26 protein-coding genes are annotated in these 24,872 nt (G+C 67.4%); 8 read left to right on the plus strand and 18 right to left on the minus strand.

What is annotated here, in order from left to right:
- Positions 1-55: 55 nt before the first annotated feature.
- A complete protein-coding gene (locus B9Z03_RS09135) occupies positions 56-262 on the plus strand; it encodes a hypothetical protein (RefSeq protein WP_085463925.1) in 207 nt (68 codons plus the stop codon).
- A gap of 30 nt (positions 263-292) precedes the next feature.
- Here the strand turns inward: B9Z03_RS09135 and B9Z03_RS09140 are convergent, their stop codons facing one another.
- The 5 genes from B9Z03_RS09140 to ytfQ all read right to left on the minus strand — a co-directional run bounded on the left by B9Z03_RS09140 (position 293) and on the right by ytfQ (position 5,598).
- A complete protein-coding gene (locus tag B9Z03_RS09140; protein ID WP_085463926.1) occupies positions 293-1,018 on the minus strand; it encodes a FadR/GntR family transcriptional regulator in 726 nt (241 codons plus the stop codon).
- A gap of 3 nt (positions 1,019-1,021) precedes the next feature.
- Complete coding sequence (gene yjfF, locus B9Z03_RS09145; protein WP_085463927.1) at positions 1,022-2,005, minus strand: galactofuranose ABC transporter, permease protein YjfF; 984 nt, start codon at positions 2,003-2,005, stop codon at positions 1,022-1,024.
- Positions 2,002-3,003, minus strand: coding sequence for an ABC transporter permease (locus tag B9Z03_RS09150; RefSeq protein ID WP_085463928.1), 1,002 nt, complete (start codon positions 3,001-3,003; stop codon positions 2,002-2,004). Before B9Z03_RS09150 ends, yjfF begins: the two co-directional genes overlap by 4 nt.
- Positions 3,000-4,538 carry a sugar ABC transporter ATP-binding protein gene (locus tag B9Z03_RS09155; protein ID WP_085463929.1) on the minus strand — a complete coding sequence of 513 codons (1,539 nt, stop codon included), beginning with the start codon at positions 4,536-4,538 and terminating at the stop codon, positions 3,000-3,002. The genes B9Z03_RS09150 and B9Z03_RS09155 overlap by 4 nt, the downstream gene beginning before the upstream one ends.
- Positions 4,539-4,638: 100 nt before the next feature.
- A complete protein-coding gene (ytfQ, locus tag B9Z03_RS09160; RefSeq protein ID WP_085463930.1) occupies positions 4,639-5,598 on the minus strand; it encodes a galactofuranose ABC transporter, galactofuranose-binding protein YtfQ in 960 nt (319 codons plus the stop codon).
- A gap of 130 nt (positions 5,599-5,728) precedes the next feature.
- Between ytfQ and araD1 the strand changes: the two genes are divergently transcribed.
- From araD1 to B9Z03_RS09175, 3 genes are read left to right on the plus strand one after another with little or no spacing between them, the layout of a single operon-like run.
- The gene (gene araD1 / locus B9Z03_RS09165; protein WP_085463931.1) at positions 5,729-6,730 is read left to right on the plus strand and encodes an AraD1 family protein; all 1,002 of its coding nucleotides are present in this window, start codon (positions 5,729-5,731) and stop codon (positions 6,728-6,730) included.
- A gap of 13 nt (positions 6,731-6,743) precedes the next feature.
- On the plus strand, positions 6,744-8,486 hold the full coding sequence (gene araD / locus B9Z03_RS09170) for an L-arabinonate dehydratase (RefSeq protein ID WP_085463932.1): 1,743 nt from the start codon (positions 6,744-6,746) through the stop codon (positions 8,484-8,486).
- Positions 8,486-9,409 (plus strand): Gfo/Idh/MocA family protein, encoded by a 924-nt coding sequence (locus B9Z03_RS09175; protein ID WP_210191358.1) that lies wholly within the window; start codon positions 8,486-8,488, stop codon positions 9,407-9,409. Before araD ends, B9Z03_RS09175 begins: the two co-directional genes overlap by 1 nt.
- A gap of 95 nt (positions 9,410-9,504) precedes the next feature.
- Here the strand turns inward: B9Z03_RS09175 and B9Z03_RS09180 are convergent, their stop codons facing one another.
- From B9Z03_RS09180 to ccoG, 5 genes are all read right to left on the minus strand, one after another.
- On the minus strand, positions 9,505-9,963 hold the full coding sequence (locus tag B9Z03_RS09180; protein WP_139832210.1) for a hypothetical protein: 459 nt from the start codon (positions 9,961-9,963) through the stop codon (positions 9,505-9,507).
- Positions 9,964-10,357: 394 nt separating this feature from the next.
- Entirely contained in the window at positions 10,358-10,513 is a 156-nt protein-coding gene (ccoS, locus tag B9Z03_RS09185; RefSeq protein WP_085463934.1) for a cbb3-type cytochrome oxidase assembly protein CcoS, read from the minus strand.
- Positions 10,510-12,753 carry a cation-translocating P-type ATPase gene (locus B9Z03_RS09190; protein WP_085463935.1) on the minus strand — a complete coding sequence of 748 codons (2,244 nt, stop codon included), beginning with the start codon at positions 12,751-12,753 and terminating at the stop codon, positions 10,510-10,512. The genes ccoS and B9Z03_RS09190 overlap by 4 nt, the downstream gene beginning before the upstream one ends.
- Positions 12,750-13,241 carry a FixH family protein gene (locus tag B9Z03_RS09195; RefSeq protein ID WP_085463936.1) on the minus strand — a complete coding sequence of 164 codons (492 nt, stop codon included), beginning with the start codon at positions 13,239-13,241 and terminating at the stop codon, positions 12,750-12,752. The genes B9Z03_RS09190 and B9Z03_RS09195 overlap by 4 nt, the downstream gene beginning before the upstream one ends.
- Positions 13,238-14,815, minus strand: coding sequence for a cytochrome c oxidase accessory protein CcoG (ccoG, locus tag B9Z03_RS09200; protein WP_085463937.1), 1,578 nt, complete (start codon positions 14,813-14,815; stop codon positions 13,238-13,240). Before ccoG ends, B9Z03_RS09195 begins: the two co-directional genes overlap by 4 nt.
- A 166-nt stretch (positions 14,816-14,981) precedes the next feature.
- Here ccoG and B9Z03_RS09205 point away from each other — a divergent pair, with 166 nt between their 5' ends.
- Positions 14,982-16,403: an alanine/glycine:cation symporter family protein gene (locus tag B9Z03_RS09205; protein ID WP_085463938.1), complete on the plus strand. Its 1,422-nt coding sequence runs from the start codon at positions 14,982-14,984 to the stop codon at positions 16,401-16,403.
- Positions 16,404-16,493: 90 nt separating this feature from the next.
- Here the strand turns inward: B9Z03_RS09205 and ccoP are convergent, their stop codons facing one another.
- From ccoP to ccoN, 4 genes are read right to left on the minus strand one after another with little or no spacing between them, the layout of a single operon-like run.
- Positions 16,494-17,357, minus strand: a complete 864-nt coding sequence (ccoP, locus tag B9Z03_RS09210) for a cytochrome-c oxidase, cbb3-type subunit III (RefSeq protein WP_085463939.1) — start codon at positions 17,355-17,357, stop codon at positions 16,494-16,496.
- 1 nt (position 17,358) lies between these two features.
- Complete coding sequence (locus B9Z03_RS09215; RefSeq protein WP_085463940.1) at positions 17,359-17,511, minus strand: cbb3-type cytochrome c oxidase subunit 3; 153 nt, start codon at positions 17,509-17,511, stop codon at positions 17,359-17,361.
- A gap of 9 nt (positions 17,512-17,520) precedes the next feature.
- On the minus strand, positions 17,521-18,252 hold the full coding sequence (gene ccoO, locus B9Z03_RS09220; protein ID WP_085463941.1) for a cytochrome-c oxidase, cbb3-type subunit II: 732 nt from the start codon (positions 18,250-18,252) through the stop codon (positions 17,521-17,523).
- 9 nt (positions 18,253-18,261) lie between these two features.
- Positions 18,262-19,884: a cytochrome-c oxidase, cbb3-type subunit I gene (ccoN, locus tag B9Z03_RS09225; protein WP_085463942.1), complete on the minus strand. Its 1,623-nt coding sequence runs from the start codon at positions 19,882-19,884 to the stop codon at positions 18,262-18,264.
- 149 nt (positions 19,885-20,033) lie between these two features.
- Here ccoN and B9Z03_RS09230 point away from each other — a divergent pair, with 149 nt between their 5' ends.
- The gene (locus B9Z03_RS09230; RefSeq protein WP_244561701.1) at positions 20,034-20,570 is read left to right on the plus strand and encodes a hemerythrin domain-containing protein; all 537 of its coding nucleotides are present in this window, start codon (positions 20,034-20,036) and stop codon (positions 20,568-20,570) included.
- Here B9Z03_RS09230 and B9Z03_RS09235 read toward each other — a convergent pair.
- On the minus strand, positions 20,553-20,888 hold the full coding sequence (locus B9Z03_RS09235) for a GIY-YIG nuclease family protein (RefSeq protein WP_085463943.1): 336 nt from the start codon (positions 20,886-20,888) through the stop codon (positions 20,553-20,555). The genes B9Z03_RS09230 and B9Z03_RS09235 overlap by 18 nt on opposite strands.
- Positions 20,889-21,004: 116 nt before the next feature.
- Between B9Z03_RS09235 and B9Z03_RS09240 the strand changes: the two genes are divergently transcribed.
- Positions 21,005-21,523 carry a DUF2239 family protein gene (locus B9Z03_RS09240; RefSeq protein ID WP_085463944.1) on the plus strand — a complete coding sequence of 173 codons (519 nt, stop codon included), beginning with the start codon at positions 21,005-21,007 and terminating at the stop codon, positions 21,521-21,523.
- Here the strand turns inward: B9Z03_RS09240 and map are convergent.
- From map to B9Z03_RS09255, 3 genes are all read right to left on the minus strand, one after another.
- Positions 21,520-22,302, minus strand: a complete 783-nt coding sequence (gene map / locus B9Z03_RS09245; protein WP_085463945.1) for a type I methionyl aminopeptidase — start codon at positions 22,300-22,302, stop codon at positions 21,520-21,522. The genes B9Z03_RS09240 and map overlap by 4 nt on opposite strands.
- Positions 22,299-22,511 (minus strand): ParD-like family protein, encoded by a 213-nt coding sequence (locus B9Z03_RS09250; protein WP_085463946.1) that lies wholly within the window; start codon positions 22,509-22,511, stop codon positions 22,299-22,301. The genes map and B9Z03_RS09250 overlap by 4 nt, the downstream gene beginning before the upstream one ends.
- Positions 22,512-22,619: 108 nt before the next feature.
- The gene (locus B9Z03_RS09255) at positions 22,620-23,357 is read right to left on the minus strand and encodes a Crp/Fnr family transcriptional regulator (protein WP_085463947.1); all 738 of its coding nucleotides are present in this window, start codon (positions 23,355-23,357) and stop codon (positions 22,620-22,622) included.
- Positions 23,358-23,496: 139 nt separating this feature from the next.
- Between B9Z03_RS09255 and hemN the strand changes: the two genes are divergently transcribed.
- A complete protein-coding gene (gene hemN, locus B9Z03_RS09260; protein ID WP_244561702.1) occupies positions 23,497-24,843 on the plus strand; it encodes an oxygen-independent coproporphyrinogen III oxidase in 1,347 nt (448 codons plus the stop codon).
- Positions 24,844-24,872: the final 29 nt, after the last annotated feature.

The raw sequence follows: 24,872 nt of genomic DNA on the forward strand, positions 1-24,872 counted from the left end.
ACAATTCCCTAGCCCCCGCGTTTTCTCCTATTCGACCGGACCATGGGAGGACGTCATGCAACCGGTGTTGCGGAGCTTCCTGGCCGAAATTTCGGCCAGCTGGCTGAGAACAACCAAGCGTAAGCCGTTCCAGACAGGATCGATCGGCAACGATCAGCAGAGCGGAGTGAAGGAGCGGCAGCAGACGCCGTTGCGGCGGTCGCAAACCGCCTGCTATGTGCCGCCGCCCCCGCGCAACGGCGACATCGCATCGAATATGTAGGACGCGACCCTTCGGGCGGGCCCACGCGGTCTAGATTTCCGCGAGCTTCAGCCCGACCCGGTCGCGGCCTTCTGTGATAACCACCTCGACGGCGGCTGCGGCCTCCGTTTCGTCCCTGCGCGCGATGGCCTGCGCGATCCGGCGGTGCTTGGCTGCCGAGCTGGACTGGCGCGCGGCCTCGCCGAACGGGGAGCTGAGGCGGAAGCTCGTGACAAGCGCGGCCTCTACCAGCGCACCGACCGAATACATGAATGGGTTCTTCGACGCCTCGGCCAGCGCCATATGGAAGGCGAGGTCGGCGAGCGCGAAGCCCTCCAGCGAGGTGGCGTTCTCCATCGCGTCGGCATGTGCGAGCATCTGCTCGACGTCCTTCGGCGTCGCGTGGCGGCAGGCGAGGCGCGCGGCGTAGGGCTCGAAGGCCAGCCGCATCTCGGCGAGATGCGTCATGAACCGGCTGTCGGCGCCGTTGTCGAGATGCCAGCGCAGGATGTCGGCGTCGAAATAGTTCCAGGTCGACTTGTCCGTCACGCGGGTGCCGATACGCGCCTTGGCGACGATCATGCCCTTGGCGGCCAGCGTCTTCATCGCCTCGCGCAGCACGGTGCGCGACACGCCGAAACGGGCGGCGAGTTCGAAGTCCCCCGGCAGGGTGGAGCCGCGCGGATAGTCGCCGCCGACGATCGCCCGCCCGAGCGCGTCCACCACCAGCGCGTGGCTGTTGCGGATGCGCTCGCCCGAGATCGCCGCCTTGAGCATCGCTCAGGCCTTTCCGCCGGGACTGACGGCGCGGCGCCGGTCGGCAAGACCGAGCAGGGCCTTTTGCAGCACGATGAAGACGAGCAGCAGCGCTCCGATGACGATCTTCGTCCACCAGCTGGACAAGGTGCCGTCGAAGATGATGTAGGTCTGGATCAGCCCCATGATCAACACGCCTATGAGAGTGCCAGCGACGAAGCCGCTGCCGCCCGTCAGCAGCGTCCCCCCGATGACGACGGCCGCGATTGCGTCGAGCTCGACGCCCACCGCCGCCAGCGAATAGCCGGCCGAGGTGTAGAGGGAAAAAACGATTCCCGACAGCCCCGCGAGAAACCCTGACAGTGCGTAGATGGCGACGGTCGTGCGCGCCACCGGCACGCCCATCAGCCGCGCCGTCTGTACCCCGCCGCCGAGCGCGAAAACGTTGGCGCCGAAGCGGGTGCGATGGGCAAGAAGGATGCCGGCGGCGAAGACGACGAGCATCAGGCCGCCGATCAGCGTCAGTCGGCCCTTGCCCGGCATGAGCCAGTAGAGCGTCTGCAGCCAGTCGTAGAACGGGTGCGAGATCGGTACCGAATCGACCGAGAGCACGTAGGCGAGGCCGCGGGCCAGGAACATGCCGGCGAGCGTGACGATGAAGGGCGGCATCTGCAGCACGTGGATGATCAGGCCCATCGCCGCGCCGAACAAGGTGGTGAGCGCGAGCAGAACGGCGAACACCGCCAGCGGATGCAGGCTCGTGTCGCGCAGCATCACCGCGATGAACACGCCGGCAAAGGCGATCACCGAGCCAACCGAGAGGTCGATGCCGCCCGACAGGATGACGAAGGTCATGCCGACGGCCGCAATGCCGAGAAAGGCGTTGTCGGTCAGGAGATTGCCGGCGACCCGCGTCGAGAGCATCGCCGGGAACTGGATGTAGCAGATGGCATAAGCGAGCGCGAAGATCAGCACCGTCGCGGCGAGCGGCAGGAAGCGCGGGTTCATCTCCTGTCTCCCCTGTGGGCGAACAGAAGTGCGGCGCCCTGCAGTGCCGGCGACTGGAGCACGAGGATCGCGAGCACGATGCATGCCTTGATGACGAGGTTGAACTCGGGCGGGAAGCCCGCGACCAGGATGCCGGTGTTGACCGCCTGGATGATCATCGCCCCGATCAGCGAGGCGATCAGCGAGAAGTGGCCGCCGAGCAGCGACGTGCCGCCGACCACGACCGCGAGGATCGCATCGAGCTCAAGGAAGAGGCCCGCATTGTTGGCGTCGGCGCCGCGGATGTCGGCGGCGACGATGATGCCGGCCATCGCCGCGCACAGGCCCGAGACCATGTAGGCGGTGACGATCAGCAGTCTCGCATTCACGCCGGCGAGCATCGAGGCGCGCCGGTTGATGCCGACGGCCTCGATCAGCATGCCGAGTGCGGTGCGCCGCACGATCAGCGTCGCGAGGATGCCGGCGCAGATCCAGATCACCACCGGCGTCGGCAGCCAGAGCAAGCTGCCCGAACCGAGCGAGGCGAGGCCGGCATGGTTGAAGGTGAGAATCATGCCCTCGGTGATCAGCTGCGCGATGCCGCGCCCGGCCACCATCAGGATCAGCGTCGCCACGATCGGCTGGATGCCGAGCACCGCCACCAGCAGCCCGTTCCACAGGCCGCACAGTAGGCCCGCACCCAGCGCGATCAGCAGCGTCGCGGGCAGGCCGTAGCCCTGTGTGATGCAGCTCGCTGCAATCGCGCCGCAGATCGCCATCACCGCGCCGACGGAGAGGTCGATGCCGCCGGTGGCGATGACCAGCGTCATGCCGATGGCGAGCAGCGCCACCGGCGCGCCGCGGTTGAGAATGTCGATCGGGCTGCCGTAGAGACGGCCGTTGGCGAAGGAGATGTCGAAGAAGCCGGGGAAGACGATGCCGATCATCGCCACCACGACGGCCAACGTCACGAGCTGCGGCGCGACCCGCCGTCCGAAACGCGCGAGCGTCCCGTTCATGCGCCTGCCTCCGGGCTGGGCGACGGCTTGGCGATGGCCGCGACGATGCTGTCAGTGGTAATCTCCTCGCCGACGAGTTCGGCGACGTGCACGCGATCGCGCACCACGATCACGCGGTGGCTGTAGGTGACGAGCTCGTCGAGCTCGGAGGAGATGACGAGCAGCGACATGCCGCCGGCGCACAGGTCCTCGATCATGCGAATGATCTCGGCATGCGCGCCGACGTCGATGCCGCGCGTCGGCTCGTCCAGGATCAGGAAGTCGGGATTGGTGGCGAGCCAGCGGGCGAGCAGCGCCTTCTGCTGGTTGCCGCCGGACAATTGCCCGATCGGCTTTTCGGCGTCGGGCGTGCGGATGTCGAGCTTGCGGATGTAGTCGTCGGCCATCTCGCGCTGGCGGCGCAGCGGGACGGGCCGCATCCAGCCCTGGCGAGCCTGCAATGCCAGCACGATGTTCTCGCGCACGCTCATGTCGCCGATGATGCCGCTGGTCTTGCGGTCTTCCGGCGAGAAGCCGAAGCCAGCCGCGATCGCATCGCGCGGGGAGGCGAGCTTCAGCGGCTTGCCATCCTTGGTTACGGTACCGCCGTCGCGAGGGGCAGCGGCGAACATGAGCTCGGCCGTTTCGGTGCGGCCGGATCCGAGCAGGCCGGCGACGCCCACCACCTCGCCGCGATGGACGGAAAGGTCGAAGGGCGCGATCACGCCGGCGCGGCCGGTGCCCTTGAAGGAGATGCGCGGCGGTGCGGCATAGTCGAGGCCGCTTCGGCCGCGGTCGCGGGTTTCCTCCGAGAGCTCGCGCCCGAGCATCATGTTGATCAGCTGCGTCCGGTCCAGCGTCGCCGCGTCGCGCACGCCAACCAGCTTGCCGTTGCGCAGCACGGTGATGCGGTCGGAGATGTCGAACACCTGGTCGAGGAAATGCGAGATGAACACGATGCCGAGTCCCTCGGCGCGCAGGGAGCGCACGCCGTCGAAGAGCATCCGCACCTCGTCGCGGTCGAGGCTGGCCGTCGGCTCGTCGAGGATCAGCACCTTGCCCGAGAGCGACACGGCGCGCGCAATGGCGATGATCTGCTGCACGGCCACCGAATAGCTGTCGAGAGAGCGCGAGACGTCGATCGTGAGCCCGTAGCGGGCCAGCATCTCGCGCGCCGCCCGGTTGGTCTCGCGGCGCGAGACAAAGCCGAACCCTAGCGGCTGGCGGCCCAGCAAAAGATTGTCCGCGACGGTGAGGTTGGGCAGGAGATTGACCTCCTGGTAGACCGTGCCGATGCCGAGCCGCTGCGCTTCCTGCGTATCGCGCGGATCGATCGACGCTCCGTCGAGCAGGATGTCGCCGCCGTCGCGGCGATAGGCGCCCGTCAGGCACTTGATGAGTGTGGACTTGCCGGCGCCGTTCTCGCCGAGCAGCGCATGCACCTCGCCCGCCCTGAGGTCGAAGTCGACCCCGTCCAGCGCCCGCGTGCCGGGAAATGTCTTGCTGAGGCCGACTGCGGCGAGCAGCGGCCGGCTCTGGCTTGGGACCACGGTCATTCTTCCGAGCGAGAGGCTTCCTTCGGGCGGCCCTGGCGGGCGGCCGACTGGATCGTGCCAGCGTGATGGCCGGCGGGCAAGCCGCCGGCCATCGTGGAGATCAGTAGCCCAGGCCCTTCCTGGCCTCGTATTCCTTCGCCGGGTCGTCCTTCTGGGTGTAGAGCTTGGACTCGGTCTGGATGAACTTCGGCGGCATCGTGCCGTTGTCCTTGTAGGCCTTGAGCGCGTCGAAGGCAGGGCCGGCCATGTTGGGCGTCAGCTCGACGGTGGCGTTCGCCTCGCCGGCGGCCATTGCCTGGAAGATGTCCGGCACGGCGTCGATCGACACGACGAGGATGTCGGTGCCGGGCTTGAGGCCGGCTTCCTTGATCGCCTGGATCGCGCCGACGGCCATGTCGTCGTTGTGGGCGTAGAGCGCGCAGATGTTCTTGCCGCCGTTCTCCGCCTTGAGGAAGCTTTCCATCACCTCCTTGCCCTTGGCGCGGGTAAAGTCGCCGGTCTGGCTGCGGATGATCTTGATGTTGGCGGCATCCGCGATGCCCTGTTCGAAGCCCTTCTTGCGGTCGATGGCCGGCGACGAGCCGGTCGTGCCCTGCAACTCGACCACGTTGCAGTCCTTGCCCGCGACGGTGTCCACCAGCCACTTGCCGGCGACCGAGCCTTCATGGACGAGGTCCGAACCGACGGCGGTCAGGTAGAGGTCCTTGTCGGAATCGACCATGCGGTCGAGCAGGATGACCGGGATCTCGGCCTCCTTGGCCTCCTTGAGGACGGCGTCCCAGCCCGTGGCGACGACCGGTGCAACGAGGATGGCGTCGACGCCCTGCGCGATGAAGCTGCGCAGCGCCTTGATCTGGTTCTCCTGCTTCTGCTGCGCATCGGAGAACTTCAGGTCGATGCCGCGTTTCTCGGCTTCCTGCTTGGTCAGCGTGGTTTCGGCGGCGCGCCAGCCGGACTCGGAGCCGATCTGCGAGAAGCCGATCGTCTGCGCCAGCGCGGCGGACGACAGAATGGTCATGGACGCGAGCAGGCTCGCGCCAAGAAGTGTCTTGGCAAACATGGATTTCCTCCCAAACGAGGGCGTTCAGCCCGCGCAGAGAAAAATCATACAATAATACTTTTGTAAACCGTGGAATTCGCCTATGCCTCTTTGGGAAGGCCGACGAGCCCGATTCAGGAGGAAGTGCCGCATGCTGATCTCGCAGGTCGGGAACCCCGACGGGTCGATCACGGTCGTTGCCCGCGAGGGTGGGGACGCGCGTGCCGTGAGGTGCGTGCGCAGCGCCTACGAGCTGGTGCAGGACTGCATCCGCTCCGGTCGCGCCGATCTCGCCGCGCATGTCGCGGCGCTCGGTTTCGGGCCGGCGGTTGACCTCGACGCCGCACTGGCGGAAGGCCGGCTTTTGCCGCCGCTGACGCATCCAGACCCATCGCACCTGCACCTGACCGGCACGGGGCTGACCCATCTCGGCTCGGCCGCCACCCGCGACGCCATGCACCAGAAGGCGGGTGCGGCCGAGGAGACGCTTACCGACTCCATGAAGATGTTCCGCATGGGCCTGGAAGGCGGCAAGCCGGCGAACGGAGCACCGGGCGTGCAGCCGGAATGGTTCTACAAGGGCAACGGCGCCAACCTCGCGGCACCTGGCGGCGCGCTCACCTCGCCCTTCTTCGCCGAGGACGGCGGCGAGGAGCCCGAGATCGCCGGCATCTACGTCATCGGCGACGACGGCACGCCCTTCCGCGTCGGCTTCGCGCTGTCGAACGAGTTCTCCGACCACCTGATGGAGCGCCGCAACTATCTCTATCTGGCGCATTCGAAGCTGCGGCCGGCCTCCTTCGGTCCGGAGATCCGCATCGGCGAACCGCCCGCCGACATCCGCGGCGTCTCGCGCATCCGCCGCGCCGGCGAGGTGATCTTCGAGAAGCCGTTCCTGTCGGGGGAGGAGAACATGTCGCATTCGTTTGCCAACCTCGAGCATCATCACTTCAAGTATGCGCTGTTCCGGGTACCCGGGGATATCCATGTCCACATGTTCGGTACCGCGACGCTGTCCTTCGCCGACGGGGTGAGGACGGAAGTAGGCGACGAGTTCGAAATCGAGGCGCCGGGCTTCGGCCTGCCGCTGCGCAACCGACTTGCCCTCGAACCCACCCCGCCGCTCGCGAGGGTGGACGTGCGCGCGCTCTGAAAGGCTGACGAAGATGACGTTCCGCAAGGCCGAATGGCCGCGCAAGCTGAGGTCGCAGCACTGGTACGGCGGCACCTCGCGCGACACGATCTATCACCGCGGCTGGCTGAAGAACCAGGGCTACCCGCACGACCTGTTCGACGGCAGGCCGGTGATCGGCATCCTCAACACCTGGTCGGATCTGACCCCCTGCAACGGCCATCTGCGCGAACTCGCCGAGAAGGTGAAGGCCGGCGTGTGGGAGGCGGGCGGTTTCCCGGTCGAGGTGCCTGTCTTCTCGGCATCGGAGAACACGTTCCGGCCGACGGCGATGATGTTCCGCAACCTCGCCTCGCTCGCGGTCGAGGAGCAGATGCGCGGCCAGCCGATCGACGGCGCGGTGCTGATGGTGGGTTGCGACAAGACCACGCCGTCGCTGCTGATGGGGGCAGCCTCGACCGACATCCCCTCCATCGTCGTCACCGGCGGGCCGATGCTCAACGGCTACTTCCGCGGCGAGCGCGTCGGCTCCGGCACGCATCTGTGGAAGTTCTCGGAAGCCGTGAAGGCCGGCGAGATGACGCAGGCCGAGTTCCTCGAGGCGGAAGCCTCGATGAGCCGCTCGACGGGCACCTGCAACACGATGGGCACCGCCTCGACCATGGCCTCGATGGCGGAGGCGCTGGGCATGGCGCTGTCGGGCAACGCGGCCATTCCCGCCGTCGACTCGCGCCGCCGGGTGATGGCGCAGATGACCGGCCGCCGCATCGTCCAGATGGTGAAGGACGATCTGAAGCCCTCCGACATCCTGACCAAGGAGGCGTTCGAGAACGCCATCCGCACCAATGCGGCGATCGGCGGCTCGACCAATGCGGTGATCCACCTTCTGGCGATCGCCGGCCGCGTCGGCGTGGACCTGACGCTGGAGGACTGGGACCGCTGCGGCCGCGACGTGCCGACCATCGTCAACCTGATGCCGTCGGGCAAATATCTGATGGAGGAGTTCTTCTACGCAGGCGGCCTGCCGGTCGTGCTCAAGCGGCTCGGCGAGGCGGGGCTGCTGCACAGGGACGCGCTGACCGTCTCCGGCGAGACGATGTGGGACGAGGTGAAGGACGTCGTCAACTGGAACGACGACGTCATCCTGCCGGCGGAGCAGGCGCTGACGCAGTCGGGCGGGATCGTGGTGGTGAAGGGCAACCTCGCGCCGAAGGGGGCTGTGCTGAAACCGTCGGCGGCGACGCCGGAGCTGATGGTCCACCGCGGCCGCGCGGTCGTGTTCGAGGACATCGACGACTACAAGGCGAAGATCGAGGACGAGGCGCTCGACATCGACGAGACCTGCGTGATGGTGCTGAAGAACTGCGGGCCGAAGGGCTATCCCGGCATGGCGGAGGTGGGCAATATGGGCCTGCCGCCGAAAGTGCTGCGCAAGGGCATCACCGACATGGTGCGCATCTCCGACGCCCGCATGTCGGGCACCGCCTACGGGACGGTGGTGCTGCATACCTCGCCGGAGGCGGCGGCCGGCGGGCCGCTGGCGGTGGTGCGCGACGGCGACATGATTTCGCTCGACGTGCCGAACCGCTCGCTGACGTTGGAGATTTCCGACGAAGAACTCGCCGCGCGGCTGGCCGCCTGGACGCCCTCGCACGAGACGCCGGCCTCGGGCTACGCCTGGCTGCATCAGGCGCATGTGGAAGGTGCCGACACCGGCGCGGATCTCGATTTCCTGAAGGGGTGCCGCGGTCGCGAAGTCGGCAAGGATTCGCACTGATGGACCAGCGCATGAAGGTCGCCCTTGTCGGCATCGGCAAGATCGCGCTCGATCAGCACGTGCCGGCGATCGCCGCATCCGCGGACTGGAGACTCGCTGCGACCTGCTCGCGCAACGGCTCGGTCGAGCATGTGCAGGCCTTCACCGATTTCGCCGCGCTGCTCGATGCGAGACCTGATATCAAGGTCGTCTCCTTGTGCCTGCCGCCGGTGCCGCGCTTCGACTATGCGGCGATGGCGCTGGAGGCCGGTCGGCACGTGATGCTGGAGAAGCCGCCGGGCGCGACGCTGGCCGAAGTGCATGCGCTGCAGGCGATGGCCGAAGCGAAGGGGCTGACGCTCTTCGCCACCTGGCACTCGCGCATGGCGCATGCGGTGGCGCCGGCGAAGGCGTGGCTGGCGGGCAGGGCGGTTTCCCGGGCGCACATCACCTGGCGCGAGGACGTGCGCAAGTGGCATCCCGGCCAGGACTGGGTGTTCGAGCCGGGCGGCATGGGCGTGTTCGATCCCGGCATCAATGCGCTGTCGATCCTGACCGAGATCCTGCCGAAGCCGGTTCACCTGACGGGGGCGGAGCTGGAGTTCCCCGCCAACCGCGACACGCCGATTGCGGCAAGGCTCAGCTTCTCCGGCAACGTCACTGCCGATTTCGACTGGCGCCAGGAAGGTCCGCAGACCTGGGACATCGAGGTCGAGACGGACGGCGGACGCCTCGCGCTGCGCATGGGCGGCAATGTGCTGGAGATCGACGGCAAGGCGACGGCGGGCGAGAACACCATCATGGGCGAGTATCCGGCGCTCTATGCGCGGATGGCCGAACTTGTGCGGCAGGGCCGCTCCGACGTCGACCTCGCGCCGATGGTGCATGTCGCCGACGCGCTGACGCTCGGCCGGCGGATCGCCGTCGATGCTTTCGAGTTCTGACCCGGAATGACGGGCGCGCGCGGTTGTCCTCCCCTTTTGAGGGAAGGCCGATCTCATCTGCGATGACACTGCGATAAGGGCACGACAGGCGCGTCTCAGGACGTGTCGTGATACTCGACCGGCGCGGCGGCGGCGATTGCAAGTCTTTCGATGAACGCGCCGAGCCTGTCGAGCGCGCGGCCCTCATTGCCGGCCTCGTCGGACGCCTGCCCCCGGTGCAGGAACGACAGGCGGCACAGCTGCGCTGCCACCGCCTGCATGTAGAGCCCGAATGCCCTGAGCGAATCGGCGATGTCCTCGGCATCGAAAGGATGGCTGCCGAAGCCGGCCGGCATCGGGACGGGCGTCCAGGGTCTGCGGGCGAAGCTGCGGAGCGTGCCAGCGACATAGGCGCTCAGCAGCGTATTCGCCTGCCAGGCGGCCCACAGCACGCACCAGCGGACCCAGAACGAGCGGCCAGCGGCCTGTTCGGCCATGTCGGCGATCGAGAACAGGCGCATGACGATCCTCGCCTTTAACGCCTGTTGCCTCCCCGCCTTCGCCCTCCAGCCCATCACCGGCTCCCGTTTGACCGGACGTAGTTTCGGGCAAACCCGGAGGGGTGGGGATGGAAAAATTTGATGGGCCAACAGGAACAAGGGGTTAGCAGAAAACGGATGGAAATCGATTCATCAGAATGATGGTCCATTCTTCGCACGACATCAGCCTCATGCGCCCCCTCCACCACGCTACGCGTGGTCCCCCTCCCCCGTTTTACGGGGGAGGATCCGCGCGCTCGGCCGTCGCTTCTTATCCTTTTGATGAGAGTAGCCACGGGAGGGCGGCGAGGCACCTGATCCTCCCCTGCGAAGCGGGGGAGGGGGACCACGCGTAGCGTGGTGGAGGGGGCGCGAGCTAACGAAGGGACCCCGAGGGCGGTGCTCGGTTTATCGCGCCTGCGCCTCGCCCTCAGTGGCGCGCCGGCTCGTCCTCGTCGATGAGGATCCGCTCGCCGGCGCCGTCGAGGTCTTCGTACTGGCCGCTGCGCAGCGCCCAGAGGAAGGCGACCAGGGCCAGGCCGCCGAGGAAAAGGGCGACGGGGATCAGGTAGAGGAGCGTGCTCATGCGGGTCTCGTTGCCCGGATGACCAGGTCCGGACGGGCGTCCTCCTGCCGTGCCTTGCGGCCTGGGAGGGGCGCGAGGCGCAGCGCGTTGGCGATGACGATGATCGACGAGGCGGACATGGCGATGGCGGCGATCAGCGGCGTGACGTAGCCGAGGATCGCGATCGGCACGGCGAAGGCGTTGTAGACGATGGCGATCGCGATGTTCTGGCGGATGAGCCGTCCGGCCCTGACCGCCACGTCGCGCGCCACCGGCACCGCCTCCAGCCCGTCGCGCAGGAAGACGAAGTCGGCGGCGTTGCGACCAACGTCGGCGGCACTCGCCGGCGCCATCGAGACGTGCGCCGCGCCCAGCGCCGGCGCGTCGTTCAGCCCGTCGCCGACCATCAGCACCTTGTGGCCTCGCTGGGCGAGGGCGGTGAGCCGCGCGACCTTGTCGGCGGGCAGCATGCCGGACCGGAAGCTCTCGATGCCGAGGGCCGAGGCGACGCGCGCGCAGGCAGCCTCGCCGTCGCCGGAGAGCATCTCGACCGGGCCGATCTCCGTCGCGACGGCTGCGACCGCGTCCAGAGCACCGGGCCTGAGCCGGTCCTCGAAGGTGAATTCGGCGACCGCCTTGCCGTCGCGCGAAAGGACCGTGCCGTCGCCCGAGGCATCGGCCGCCCAGGCGGCGCGGCCGAGCCGCCAGACATGACCGCCGGCGCTGCCCTCGACACCAAGGCCGGGCAGTTCGGCGACGTCCGAGAAGGACGGTGCGCCGGCGTCGGTTCCCGTCGCGGCGATCGCCTGCGAGAGCGGGTGGCGCGAATAGGCGGCGAGTGCAGCGGCTGTGGAGAGGAGCGCAGGGGCGATGTCCTCTGTGCCGACGAGCCTCGGGCGGCCGAGCGTCAGCGTGCCGGTCTTGTCGAAGACAACGGCGTCGGCTTCCGCGAGGCGTTCCATGCCGGAGCCGTCCTTGACCATGACGCCGGCCTCGAACAGCCGCCGCGCCGCGACCACCTGGACGATCGGCACGGCGAGACCGAGCGCGCAGGGGCAGGTGATGATGAGGACGGCAATGGCGATGGTGAGCGCCTGGTGCCAGTCGCCGCCATAAACCATCCAGCCGAGGAAGGTAGCGAAGGCGGTGAGGTGGACCACCGGCGCGTAGAGCGCGGAGACGCGCTCGGCGATACGCCGGTAGCGGGCGCGGCCGCCCTCGGCGGCCTCCAGCATGCGGATCATCTCGGCCAGGAACGAGCCGGAGGCGGCCGCGGTCGCCTCCAGCGTCAGCGGGCCGGTGAGGTTGAGCGTGCCGGCCTGGACAACTGCGCCGGGAGCGGCCTGGACCGGCGCGCTCTCACCCGTCACCAGCGAGCGGTCGAGGTCGGAGCGGCCGTCGATGACGCGGGCGTCGACCGGGATGCGCTCGCCGGCCGCCACCAGCAGGCGCTGGCCGGGGCGGATCTCCTCGACCGGGCGATAATCGCGGACGCCGTCTTCCGAGATCACCAGCGCGCCGCGGGGCGCGAGCCGGGCGAGGCCGATCACCGCCTCGCGGGCGCGGTCGCGCATCACGTGGTCGAGCGTGCGGCCGATCAAAAGGAAGAACAGCAGCGTCACCGAGGCGTCGAAATAGGCGTAGTGGCCATGGTTGATCGTCTCGTAGAGGCTCATCGCATAAGCGAGGGTGACGCCGATGGCGATCGGCACGTCCATGTTCATCCGGCCATGCCGCAAGGCGCTCCAGGCGGAGCGGTAGTAGATGCGGCCGGCGAAGAACAGCGCCGGCAGGGCGATCAGCGCCGAGACCCAGTGGAACAGGTCGCGCGTCGCACCTTCCGCGCCCGACCAGACGGAGACGGAGAGCAGCATGATGTTGCCGGCGGCGAAGCCGGAGACGGCGACGGCGCGGATGAGCTCGGAGAGCGTGCCGTCCTTGCCGGCCATCGCCTCGTCGAACAGGTTCGGCGCGTAGCCGAGCCGGGTGAGCGTCGAGGTGATCGGGGGCAGCGCGCCGTCATGCCACTTCACCGAGACGCGCTTGGTCGACAGGTTGACGCGCGCGGCCTCGACGCCGGGCAGGCGGCCGAGCGCGCCTTCGATGGTCTGGATGCAGGCGGCGCAGTGGACGGCGGGCACGGACAGTTCGATCTGCCGGTCGCCATTGCCGAGGCTGCGCGAGGCGAGCAGCAGCTCCTCGTCGGACGGGATCGCGGCCTGGGTGGCGTCGAACTCGGCGCCCGGGGCGCAGCAGCTCATTCGAACCTCCCCTCGCGGACGACGATGCGGCGCATGTCGCGCCAGGGGTGCTCGGCGCCGATGTCGGCGGTGAGCTGCATGATCCACACGCCATCGGTCAGGTCCTCGGTGCCGGTGGCCGCACCGGTCGGATCGATCGCGAAGACGACATGCGTGTCCTCGCGGGTGGTGACCGGCCGGTGGAAGGTGGCGGATGCGCTGGCGATCGGCACCTTGCGGCCTTGCCTGTCGAGGATCGCATAGCTGATCGCCTCGCGGTCGATGGCGAGCGCGGCCGTGTAGCCAAGCGCGGCCTGCGCCTTCTCCTCGATGGCCTTTTCGTTGAACTCCTGGCTCGCCACATAGCTGTTCTGCACGACGAGGCCGGTCCAGCTCTTGCGGGCGTAGACGGCCATGGTGACGTTGACCGCGATGATGACGCCGAAGAAGGCGACCATGATGGCGAGCAGGTGCCGGCCGGTGAACTCGTTGGGGCGCGAACGTGTCATCGTCTGGTCTCCGGTCCCTCGAACTGGGCATCGTAGCTGTCGGTCTCGTAGCTGGACTTGTCCTCGATCACGAAGCGGAACGACTGCACCTTGCCCTCGATATGCTCCGCCGGCTGGCGGACATAGACCTTGAGGGTGGTCAGCTTGTCCGGCTCGACCTTCACCGCGAAGGAGCGGTCGGCGGGCTGGTCGATGCCGACGACGCTCATCTCCGCGCCCTTGAGCCCCTGCAGCGTCACGATGATGGTCCGCGGCTCGGGGATCTTGTTCAGGAGCTTCACCGTGTAGCCGTTGCGGATGCCGCCGTCCGACAGGGTGACGAAGAGCGGGTTGCGGTCGTGCAGCACGTTCACTTCCAGCCGGTCGCGCGTCAGCAGCGCATAGAGAAGCCCGACGCCGACCAGCGACCAGGCCGCGAAATAGACCAGCGTGCGCGGGCGGAAGATCTTGCGGATGTGGAAGTGCGCAAGCCTGTCGGAGAGCTTGCCGCCGGCATCGCGCACCCGCGTCGGGTCGATGGCGCTCGTGCCGCCGGCGGTGGCGACCGCCATGTTGGCGTTGTAGTCGGCGAGCGTCGCATAGGAGATCAGGCCGCGCTCGCGGCCGAGCTTGTCCATCACGCCGTCGCAGGCGTCGATGCAGAGCGCGCAGGTGATGCATTCGAGCTGCTGGCCGTCGCGGATGTCGATGCCCATCGGGCAGACGGCGACGCAGGCGTTGCAGTCGACGCAGTCGCCGACGCTCTGGCCGGCGGCGGCAGCCTTCTTGGCATGGCGCGAGCGCGGCTCGCCGCGCCAGTCGTTGTAGGTGACGGTGAGCGAGTTCTCGTCGAGCATCGCCGCCTGGATGCGCGGCCAGGGGCACATATAGGTGCACACCTGCTCGCGCATCAGGCCGCCGAACGTGTAGGTGGTGGCGGTGAGGACCGCGACGGTGATGTAGGCGATGGGCGCGGCCTGGCCGGTGAAGACGTCGACGAACAGGGTCGGCGCATCGGCGAAGTAGAAGATCCAGGCGCCGCCGGTCGCAACCGCGATGGCGAGCCAGACGGAGTGCTTGGCGACGCGCTTGATGACCTTGTCGACGGTCCACGGCCCGGCGTCGAGCTTCATGCGGGCGTTGCGGTCGCCCTCGATGGCGCGCTCGACGACGAGGAAGAGGTCGACCCACACCGTCTGCGGGCAGGTGTAGCCGCACCAGGCGCGGCCGACGGCGGACGTGATCAGGAACAGGCCGACGCCCGCCATGACCAGCAGGCCGGCGACGATGAAGAATTCCTGCGGCCAGATCTCGATGAAGAAGAAGTAGAAGCGCCGGTTCGCCATGTCGATCAGCACCGCCTGGTCGGGCGCGAAGGGCCCGCGGTCCCAGCGCAGCCAGGGCGTGAGATAGTAGATGCCGAGCGTGATCAGCATCACGATCCACTTGAAGCGCCTGAAGGCGCCGGTCGCGCGCTTGGGGAAGATCTTCTTGCGCGGCGCATAGAGCGGCTGGCGCACCTTGGCCGAGTTCACCGGCGAGGCTTCGAGGCGCTCGATCTCCGTTTCCCGGTCGAGCTTGGATATCACGGTCATGGCATCACACAGGCGAGGGCTGGTCTGTGTGCCCAATCGCACGGGCGGCGGCGTCGAACCTTGATCAGGATCAACATGCAGGATGCGGAACAGGCGTGGACAGAGCGGACATACTCAAACAAAGTATGGAGGGGGCTTCATTCCCGAGCAGACCGAGGGGTATCAAATGACTGCTGTTATCGGTTTCCTGAACACGATTTTCTGGGGGTATGTGCTGATCTACGGCCTTCTGGCCGTGGGTGTCTTCTTCACCATCAGGCTCAAATTCATTCAGTTCGTCCATTTCGGTGAAATGTTCCGCGCGGTGCGCGGCTCCAATGCGGCCGACAAGTCCGGCATCACGCCGTTCCAGGCGCTGTGCACCAGCCTCGCCTCGCGCGTCGGCACCGGCAATATCGCCGGCGTCGCGGTGGCGCTCTATCTCGGCGGGCCGGGCGCGATCTTCTGGATGTGGATGGTCGCGCTCGTCGGCATGGCGACCGCCTATTCCGAGAGTACGCTGGCGCAGCTCTACAAGGTGCGCAACGAGGAGGGGCAGTATCGCGGCGGGCCGGCCTTCTACATCGCAAGGGGTCTCGGCATGCCGTGGGCAGGCGCGATCTTCTCGATCTGCCTGATCCTCGCCTTCGGGCTCGTGTTCAACGCCGTGCAGGCGAACTCGATCGCCGACGCGATGGAAGGCGCGTTCGGCCTGCCGAAGCTCGCGACGGGCATCGTGGTGGCGGCGATCACCGGCGTGGTCATCTTCGGCGGCATAAGGCAGATCGCCCGGGTGGCCGAGATCGTCGTGCCGTTCATGGCAATCGTCTACCTGCTGATGGCGATCTATGTGCTGATCGTCCATTTCGCCGATGTCCCCGGCGTCATCGGCATGATCGTCAGCAATGCCTTCGGCATCGGCGAGGCCGCGGCCGGCTTCACCGGCGGGCTCGCGGCCGCGATGCTCAACGGCGTCAAGCGCGGCCTGTTCTCCAACGAGGCGGGCATGGGCTCGGCGCCGAACATCGCCGCCGTCGCGACGCCCGATCCGCATCATCCTTCCTCGCAGGGCTTCGTGCAGGCGCTGGGCGTGTTCATCGACACGATCCTGATCTGCACGGCGACCGCGATCATGATCCTGCTGTCGGGCGCGCTGGTGCCGGATTCGGGCGTCACCGGCACGCAGCTGACCCAGGCGGCCATGCAGGCGCATATCGGCTCGGCCGGCGTCGCCTTCATCGCGGTGGCGATCTTCTTCTTCGCCTTCACCTCGATCATCGGCAATTACTCCTATTCGGAGAATGCGATGACGTTCCTCGGCGTGGGCACCGGAACACCGGTGATGATCCTGCGTGCCGCGGTGCTGGCGATGGTCCTGTGGGGATCGCTGCAGACCGTCGCGACCGTGTTCGACGCGGCGGATGCGTCGATGGGGCTGATGGCGACGATCAACCTGATCGCGATCGTGCTCCTGTCGGGGACGGTGGCGAAGCTGACGAAGGACTACTTCGACCAGAAGAAGCAAGGCCGGCAGCCGACCTTCGACGCGGCGATGTATCCGGAGCTGAAGGGGCAGATCGAGGCCGACATCTGGTCGCAGAAGTCCTGACGCCAAAGCAAAAGGCCCGGCAGCGATGCCGGGCCTCTGCGCTGGGCCGGAAGCCGGAGGGCAATCGCCCTCACAAATGCCCTCCGTCGGCTATTCGCCGCCGCCCAGCGAATGGACGTAGACCGTCAGTTCCTTGACCGTGGTCTCGCCGAGACGTCCCGCCCAGGCCGGCATGATGCCGTGCCTGGGCGTGGCGATCTGCGCGGCGATCGCCGCCTCGTCCTTGCCGCGCAACCAGATCGCGTCCGTCAGGTTCGGCGCGCCGAGGTCACGCATGCCCTTGGCGTCCTCGCCGTGGCAGGAGGCGCAGTTGTCGGCGAAGACCGTCTTGCCGGGCTCGACGAGCGCGGGGTTCGACGGCGTGCCGCTGAGGCTGACCACGAAGGCTGCGGCGGCCGCTATCTGCTCCTTGTCGAGGGCGTCGGCGAAGGCAGGCATTTCCGAGAAGCGTGTCGCGTCGTCGGCGGTGAAGCGGATGCCGTGGCTGATCGTGGTCAGGATGTCCTCCGGCTTGCCGCCCCACAGCCAGTCGTCGTCGTTGAGGTTCGGATAGCCGGCCGAGCCGGAGGCGCCCGAGCCGTGGCACTGGACGCAGTTGACCTTGAAGGCGGCGGCACCGGCCGAGGTGGCGAACAGCCTGAGCTTCTCGTCGGCCAGGATCTCGTCGATCGGCTTCGACGCGATCGCAGCCGCATACTCGCCCTTGGCGGCCTGCGCCGCCGCGAGCTCGTTCTTGATCTCGACGCGGCTCGAATAGCCGAGCACGCCCTTGGTGGCGGAGCTGAGCATCGGCCAGGCCGGATAGGCGATGGTGTAGGCGAGCGCCCACAGGATCGTGGCGTAGAAGGTCCAGACCCACCACCTGGGCAGCGGGTTGTTCAGCTCCCGGATGCCATCCCACTCGTGTCCGGTCGTGTCGACCCCGGAAAGTTCGTCGATGTGCTTCTCGCTCATGTCAGTCGTCCTTGAGAGGAATTTGCGCCGCTTCCTCGGAGGCCTTGCGGCTGCCGGGGCGGAACGCGAAGAGGATCACGCCGATGAAGAAGACGGTCATCGCGGCGAGCGCCCAGCTGTCGGCGAATTCGCGCATCACGGTGTAGGTTTCCATGATCGCCTCCTATCGCGCGCCGGCGGTGTCGTCGTAGGTCGAGAAGTCGACCAGCGTGCCGAGCATCTGGAGATAGGCGACCAGCGCGTCCATCTCGGTCACCGCGCCGGGATTGCCGTCGAAATCGCCCACCTTCGCCTTCGGATACCGCTCCAGCAGCGCGGACGTGTCCGCGTTGGGATCGGACTGGGCGAGGAGGTCCGCCTGGGCGTTTTCGATCATGGCTTCGGTGTACGGCACGCCGACGCGGGTGTTGGCCACCAGATGCGTCGAGATCTGCGACGGTTCGATCGTCACCGAGGACAGGAACGAATAGCTCGGCATGATCGATTCCGGCACGACCGAGCGCGGTTCGGTCAGGTGCTGGACGTGCCACTCGTTCGAGTAGCGGTCGCCGACACGGGCAAGGTCCGGGCCGGAGCGCTTGGAGCCCCACTGGAACGGATGGTCGTACATCGATTCCGCGGCCAGGCTGTAATGGCCGTAGCGCTCGACCTCGTCGCGGAAGGGGCGGATCATCTGCGAGTGGCAGACGTAGCAGCCCTCGCGGATGTAGATGTTGCGCCCGGTAAGCTCCAGCGGCGAGTAGGGCCGCATCCCCTCCACCTTCTCGATCGTGTTCTCGAGGTAGAAGAGCGGGGCGATCTCGACGATGCCGCCGACGGTGACCACCAGGAGAGAACCCACGAGGAGGAGGGTCGCGTTCTTCTCAAGGATGGCGTGCTTGTCAATCAGTGCCATGGTCGGCTCCTATTCGGCAGGCTGGAGGGCAGGCGCGGGGGAGGCGGCGCTGCCGCCGATCGGCTCTTCCTCGCGCTGACGACCGAGGATGGTCATCGTGATGTTGAAAGCCATGATCAGCGCGCCGGTGAGGTAGAGGACGCCGCCGAGCGCACGCATGACGTAGTATGGATGCATGGCCGCGACCGTCTCGGCGAAGGAGTAGACCAGGAAGCCCTGATCGTCGTATTCGCGCCACATCAGGCCCTGCATGATGCCCGACACCCACATCACGGCCGCGTAGACCACGATGCCGAGGGTGGCGAGCCAGAAGTGCCACGTCACCATGCGGACCGAGTAGAGCCGCTCGCGGTTCCACAGCTTCGGCACCATGTAGTAGATGGCGGCGAAGGAGATCAGGCCGACCCAGCCGAGCGCACCGGAATGCACGTGGCCGATGGTCCAGTCGGTGTAGTGGCTCAGCGAGTTGACCGCCTTGATCGACATCACCGGACCCTCGAAGGTCGACATGCCGTAGAAGGCGATCGCCATCACCATCATGCGGATGATCGGATCGGTGCGGATCTTGTCCCAGGCGCCCGAGAGCGTCATCAGGCCGTTGATCATGCCGCCCCACGAGGGCATCCACAGCATGATCGAGAACACCATGCCGAGCGTCTGCGCCCAGTCGGGCAGAGCCGTGTAGTGCAGGTGATGCGGGCCGGCCCAGATGTAGAGGAAGATCAGCGCCCAGAAGTGGATGATCGACAGCCGGTAGGAATAGACCGGGCGGTTGGCCTGCTTCGGCACGAAGTAGTACATCATGCCGAGGAAGCCGGCGGTGAGGAAGAAGCCGACCGCGTTGTGGCCGTACCACCACTGGGTCAGCGCATCCTGCACGCCCGAGAAGGCCGAGTAGCTCTTGATGCCCGTGATCGAGACCGGCACCGCCAGGTTGTTCACCACATGCAGCATCGCGATCGTCACGATGAAGGACAGGTAGAACCAGTTGGCGACGTAGATATGCGGTTCCTTGCGCTTCAGGATCGTGCCGAGGAACACGACGAGATAGGCGACCCAGACGATCGTCAGCCAGAGGTCGACATACCATTCGGGCTCGGCATATTCGCGGCTCTGCGTGATGCCGAGCAGGTAGCCGGTGGCCGCCATGACGATGAAGAGCTGGTAGCCCCAGAACACGAACCAGGCGAGGTCGCCGCCGAACAGGCGCGCGCGGCTGGTGCGCTGCACGACGTAGAAGGAGGTGGCGATGAGCGCGTTGCCGCCGAAGGCGAAGATGACCGCCGACGTGTGCAGCGGCCGCATCCGGCCGAAGTTGAACCAGGGCTCGATGTTGAGATCCGGATAGGCGAGCTGCAGCGCCACGACGACGCCGACCAGAAAGCCCACCACGCCCCAGAACATGGTGGCGATCGCGCCGTAGCGGATCGGCCCGTCCAGATAGGCTGAAGGATCGGCGGGCGCGGCCGGCGAAAGCGCGGTCGTGCGCATCAGCACGATCGTGCTCGCGCCGAGCACGAAGAACAGCACCCACATGTGTTGCGCGAAAAGATTGTCGGTGGCGAAAGCCGCGCCGAGCAGCGCGACGAAGGCGAAGAGCCCGACGCCGATGATGTGTGGTCCGTATCTCATGGAAGGTCCCCGGCTTAACGCATGGGACGAGCCCATGCTTCGGGAGCCTCATCGCGCGGAGCGGCGGACGATGCCTTGATCCATGTCAAGGTTGCGCCACCGGACGCGCTGCACAGTCCGGCCATCGCCTGCATCAGCCGGAGTCCGCGATGAACATCACGAGGTCGAAGCCTGCCGAGGCATGCGGCGTGTCGCCCGCCTGCCCTCTGTCGGCCGCCTGCGTGCCCGATCAGGCCATGCCGTGCGAGGACGTCTCGCATATCCATGACGAGAAGCTGGCGCTGTGCGACGCGCTGGAGGCGATCGCCGATTCACTGCCCGGACAGGTCGACCGCTTCGAATGCCTGCGCGTCGGCGCGATCCTGGCGCCGGCGATCCGCCGCAGCCATGCCTTCGAGGAAAGCAGGATCTTCCCCGTCTTCGAGACGGCGTCCGCCGTGCCGGGCCGGGCGGGCTCGGTGGCGCGGCTGAAGGCCGAGCACCTGGCCGACGAATGCGCGGCGGCCGACGTGTCCGAGGAACTGCTGCGGGTCGGCCATGGCGGCGAGATCGGCAACCCGGAAGCGCTCGGCTTCATGCTGCGGGCGCTGTTCGAGGCGATGCGCCGCCATGTCGCCTTCGAGCGCGAGCACATCATGCCCGCGATCGGCCGGCTCGAAAGCCCAAGCTTAGACCGCGCCGGCTGAGAGCTTGTCCCGCCATTCGGCCGCCTTGGCGCGCAACACCTTGTCGGCGGTGAAGCCGAGCGTGTCGTCGTCCACCAGTTCCAGCGGTTCGAGCGAGAAGGCATCCTCGCCGTCGCGGGTCCACGCGGCCTGCAGCGCCTTGTTCATATGGCCGCCGGCGCGCAGCGTGAACCAGATGCGGTTGCGGATCGTGTCGATGTCGGGCGTGTGCCCGACCCATGCCTCGCCCGAGCCGGCCGAGCGCACGACATAGATGGCGGCGACGCTTTCCCGCTTCTTGTAGGCCGCGACCGCGGCGCGCCTGGCTTCGCGTTCCATGACAGAACTCCTTTTCCTGCGGCGGCAGATAGGGGGAGCCGAGGAAACTGTCAATATTACCCGGATAAAATTTGACACGCCAAATCCCGGCCGTTAGAAGGCGGCAGGAGACGAACATGGACGACAGCCAGAGACTGACGGTTTTCGAGGGCGACGGGGTCGCTTTCTCCGGCCCGGCCGACGAGGCGGGCCGCTGGGTCCGCGCCGCGCTGCGGTCCGATCCCGGCAGGATCTTCCTTGCCCTGGACGAGGCCGACGGCCGCGTGGTGGACATCGACCTGCGCGAAGAGGCCGCGCAGCCGCCGCGCGGGCGAGGCCGGCCGAAGCTCGGCGTCTCGGCGCGGGAGGTGACGCTGCTGCCCCGCCACTGGGACTGGCTGGCCGCCCAGCCGGGCGGCGCTTCGGTGACGCTCAGGCGCTTGGTCGAGGAGGCGCGCCGGTCGGACGCCCAGGCCGCGCATATCGCGCGCGAGGCCGCCTACCGCGCCATGACCACGCTCGCCGGCGACCGGCCGGGCTACGAGGAGGCGGTGCGGGCGCTCTATGCGGGGGAGGCAGAGCGGTTTCGGGAGCTGACCGGAGCGTGGCCGCCCGACATCCGGGATTTCGTGCAGCGGGTGGCGGCGGTCGGCTAAGCCGCCGAACGCATCGCTGCTCCCGGTTCGCCGGCGCGCAGCGTCAGCACAGATACGCCGGAGGCGGTGACGGCGACGGTGTGCTCGAACTGGGCGGACAGGGTCCCGTCCCGCGTCACGACGGTCCAGCCGTCGGCCTCGGTCCTGACGCTGCGGCGGCCGCGGTTGAGCATCGGCTCGATGGTGAAGACCATGCCTTCGCGCAGCGTCAGCCCGGTTCCCGGCCTGCCGAAGTGCACGACTTGCGGCTCCTCGTGCATCTGGCGACCGATGCCGTGGCCGCAATATTCGTGCACCACGGAATAGCCGTTCTTCTTGGCGTGCCGTTCGATCGCCCAGCCGATGTCGCCGAGCCGCGCGCCGGGGCGGACCGCGCGGATGCCCAGCCACATCGCCTCGTAGGTGGTCTGGACCAGCTTCCTTGCCGCCGGGTTCACCTCGCCGACGAGATAGGTCTTGCTGGAATCGGCAATGTAGCCGTTCTTTTCCAGCGTGATGTCGAAATTGACGATGTCGCCGTCGCGCAGCACGTCCGTCTTCGACGGCACGCCGTGGCAGACCACCTCGTTCAGCGAGGAATTCAGCACGAAGCCGTAGCCGTACTGGCCCTTGCTCGCGGGGCGGGCCTGAAGGTCGTGGACGATGAAATGCTCGACCATGTCGTTGACGTCGAGTGTCGACAGGCCGGCGAGCGGGGTCCGGTCCAGCAGTTCGAAGACGGAGGCGAGCAACCGGCCGGATTCGGCCAGCAGCGCCAGTTCTCGCGGCTGCTTGGTCATGCTTCGCCGACCGCCAGCGACTGTGCCGACACGCCGGCGGAACTGAGCTCGCGGGCGATGATCTCGCCGAAGCTGAGCGTCGGATTGGTCTCGCACAGCATGCCGATCCTGATCCAGTAGACCGCCTGCGCATTGATCGAGCGGCACGACACCTTGCTCGCGCGTCGAAGCTGATCGTGCAGATCGTCGTCTATGTTCACGATGCCCATCGGGGCGCTCCATATATGGTTCGTATATGAAGCGTATATAGGTCGTATAGGGAGATGCCAAGAGGGCGTTCGGCTTGGCTTGGTATCCCGCGCGGAGTGGCCCGCCGCTCAGCTTCCGGCGCGGATCTCGAGCCGTTCGAGGTCCGGCACGACGACATGGCGGTTGTTCTCGATGACGATCACGCCATCGGTGCGGAGCTTGGTGATCTGCCGGCTGACCGTCTCGATGGTGAGCCCGAGGAAGTCGGCGATGTCGGCGCGCGTCATCGGCAGGTCGAAGGTCGCCGACGCCTCGTCCGGCTCGGCGGACGGGTCGATGTGGCGCGCGATCATCAGGAGGTAGCTCGCGACCTTCTCGGCGGCGGTCTTGCGGCCGAGCGTGACCATCCAGTCGCGCGCCTCGTCGAGCTCCTTCAGCGTCTGTTCGAGCAGCTTGTGCTCAAGGCCTGGCGATTCCCGGATCATCCTGTCGATCGTGGACCTGGGGAAGGAGCACAGCTGCACCGGCGTCGCCGCCTCGGCGGTGATGCGGCTCTCCGCCTTGAAGGGACGGCCGAGGAAGTCGGGCGCGAACTGCAGGCCGACGATCTGCTGCCGTCCGTCGGCGAGCGTCTTGGTGAGCTTCACCACGCCGGACAGGATGTTCGAATAGCTCTCGATCCGCTCGGCGTCGGCGACGAGCTCCTGGCCCTCGGCGGCCTTGTGCTTCCACGAGGTCTTCGACAGCGCGGTGAGCTGCTCGGGCGTCAGCGCGCCGCAGATGCCGCGGTGCCGCGCCTCGCAGGACAGACAGAGCACGGGCGTTCCGTCGGTGTGTACGTCTTTTCTCAGGTTCTGCGTGCCCATCATCGCCTCGCCCCTTGAGTTAACACCTCGGTGCGTCTTTCGCGCTGCGGCAGACTGTCAGACCCTTCCGAACCTTGATCCACGTCAACGTGCAGAGCGGGCAAATGGTGCATCTTGCAGGCGAACAGAGGATCAGGACGTGACTTTCGCCCAGACCAGTCGCCTTGCCGAGACCGCGCCGCGTTACACCAGCTATCCGACAGCGCCGCATTTCCACCCCGGCATCGACGAGGAGGCGGTGACGCGCTGGATCGACGCGATCCCCGACGGCGACGCGGTGTCGCTCTATCTCCACATCCCGTTTTGCGACCGGCTCTGCTGGTTCTGTGCCTGCCACACCAAGCAGACGCTGCGCTACGAGCCGGTGTCCCGCTTCCTGCGCTCGCTGCATGCCGAGATCGAGACCGTCGCGGCGGGCATCGGCACGCGCACCCGCATCGCCGCGATCCATTTCGGCGGCGGCTCGCCGACCATGCTGGCGCCCGCCGACTTCCGCGAGCTGATGGCCCGCATCAGGGCCGGCTTCAACGGCGCCGACACGGCCGAGCTGTCGGTCGAGATCGACCCCAACGACATGACGGACGAGAAGCTGGACGTGATGGCCGGCGCCGGACTGACCCGCGCCAGCCTCGGCGTGCAGGACTTCGATCCCAGGGTGCAGCGCGCGATCAACCGCGAACAGTCGTTCGAGCTGACGCGCGCGGTCGTGGAAGGGTTGCGCAACCGCGGCGTCGGCTCGCTCAATCTCGACCTCATCTACGGCCTGCCGCACCAGACGGTCGACAGCGTCATGGCCACGGTCGGCCAGGCGCTGACGCTCAGGCCCGACCGGATCGCGCTGTTCGGCTATGCGCACGTGCCCTGGTTCAAGAAGCACCAGACGATGATCGACGAAACAGTGCTTCCGGATGGCGCGGCGCGGCTGGAGCAGTCGCTGGCCGCCGCGCGGCTGGTGATGGAGGCCGGCTACGCGGCGATCGGCATCGACCATTTCGCGCTGCCGTCCGACAGCCTGACGCGGGCGGCGGACGCCGGCCGGCTGCACCGCAACTTCCAGGGCTATACGGACGATCCCTGCGAGACGCTGATCGGGCTCGGACCCTCCTCGATCAGCCGCTACCGCCAGGGCTATGCGCAGAACATCGCCTCCACCATGGACTACCAGCGCCGGGTCGACACCGGCCACATGGCGATCGCCCGCGGCGTCGAGCTGTCGGAGGACGACAGGGTGCGCTCCTGGGTGATCGAGCGGCTGATGTGCGATTTCGGCTTCTCGCCGGAAGAGGCGCTGGCGCGCTTCGGCCGGGCCTGCGCGCCGGTGCTGTCGGAAGCGGCGGTCATAGCGCAGACCGACCGCGACGCGCTGCGCGAGAAGGGCGGCAGCTACGTCGTCCCCGCCGGTGCGCGGCCCTATGTGCGCACGATCGCCGCGCGCTTCGACGCCTATCTCGCGCGCGGCACGGCGCGGCATTCGCTGGCGGTTTAGCTGGACGCGTTGCGAACAAGCCATGAACG

Source organism: Mesorhizobium australicum (genome assembly GCF_900177325.1).
GTDB lineage: Bacteria > Pseudomonadota > Alphaproteobacteria > Rhizobiales > Rhizobiaceae > Mesorhizobium_A > Mesorhizobium_A australicum_A.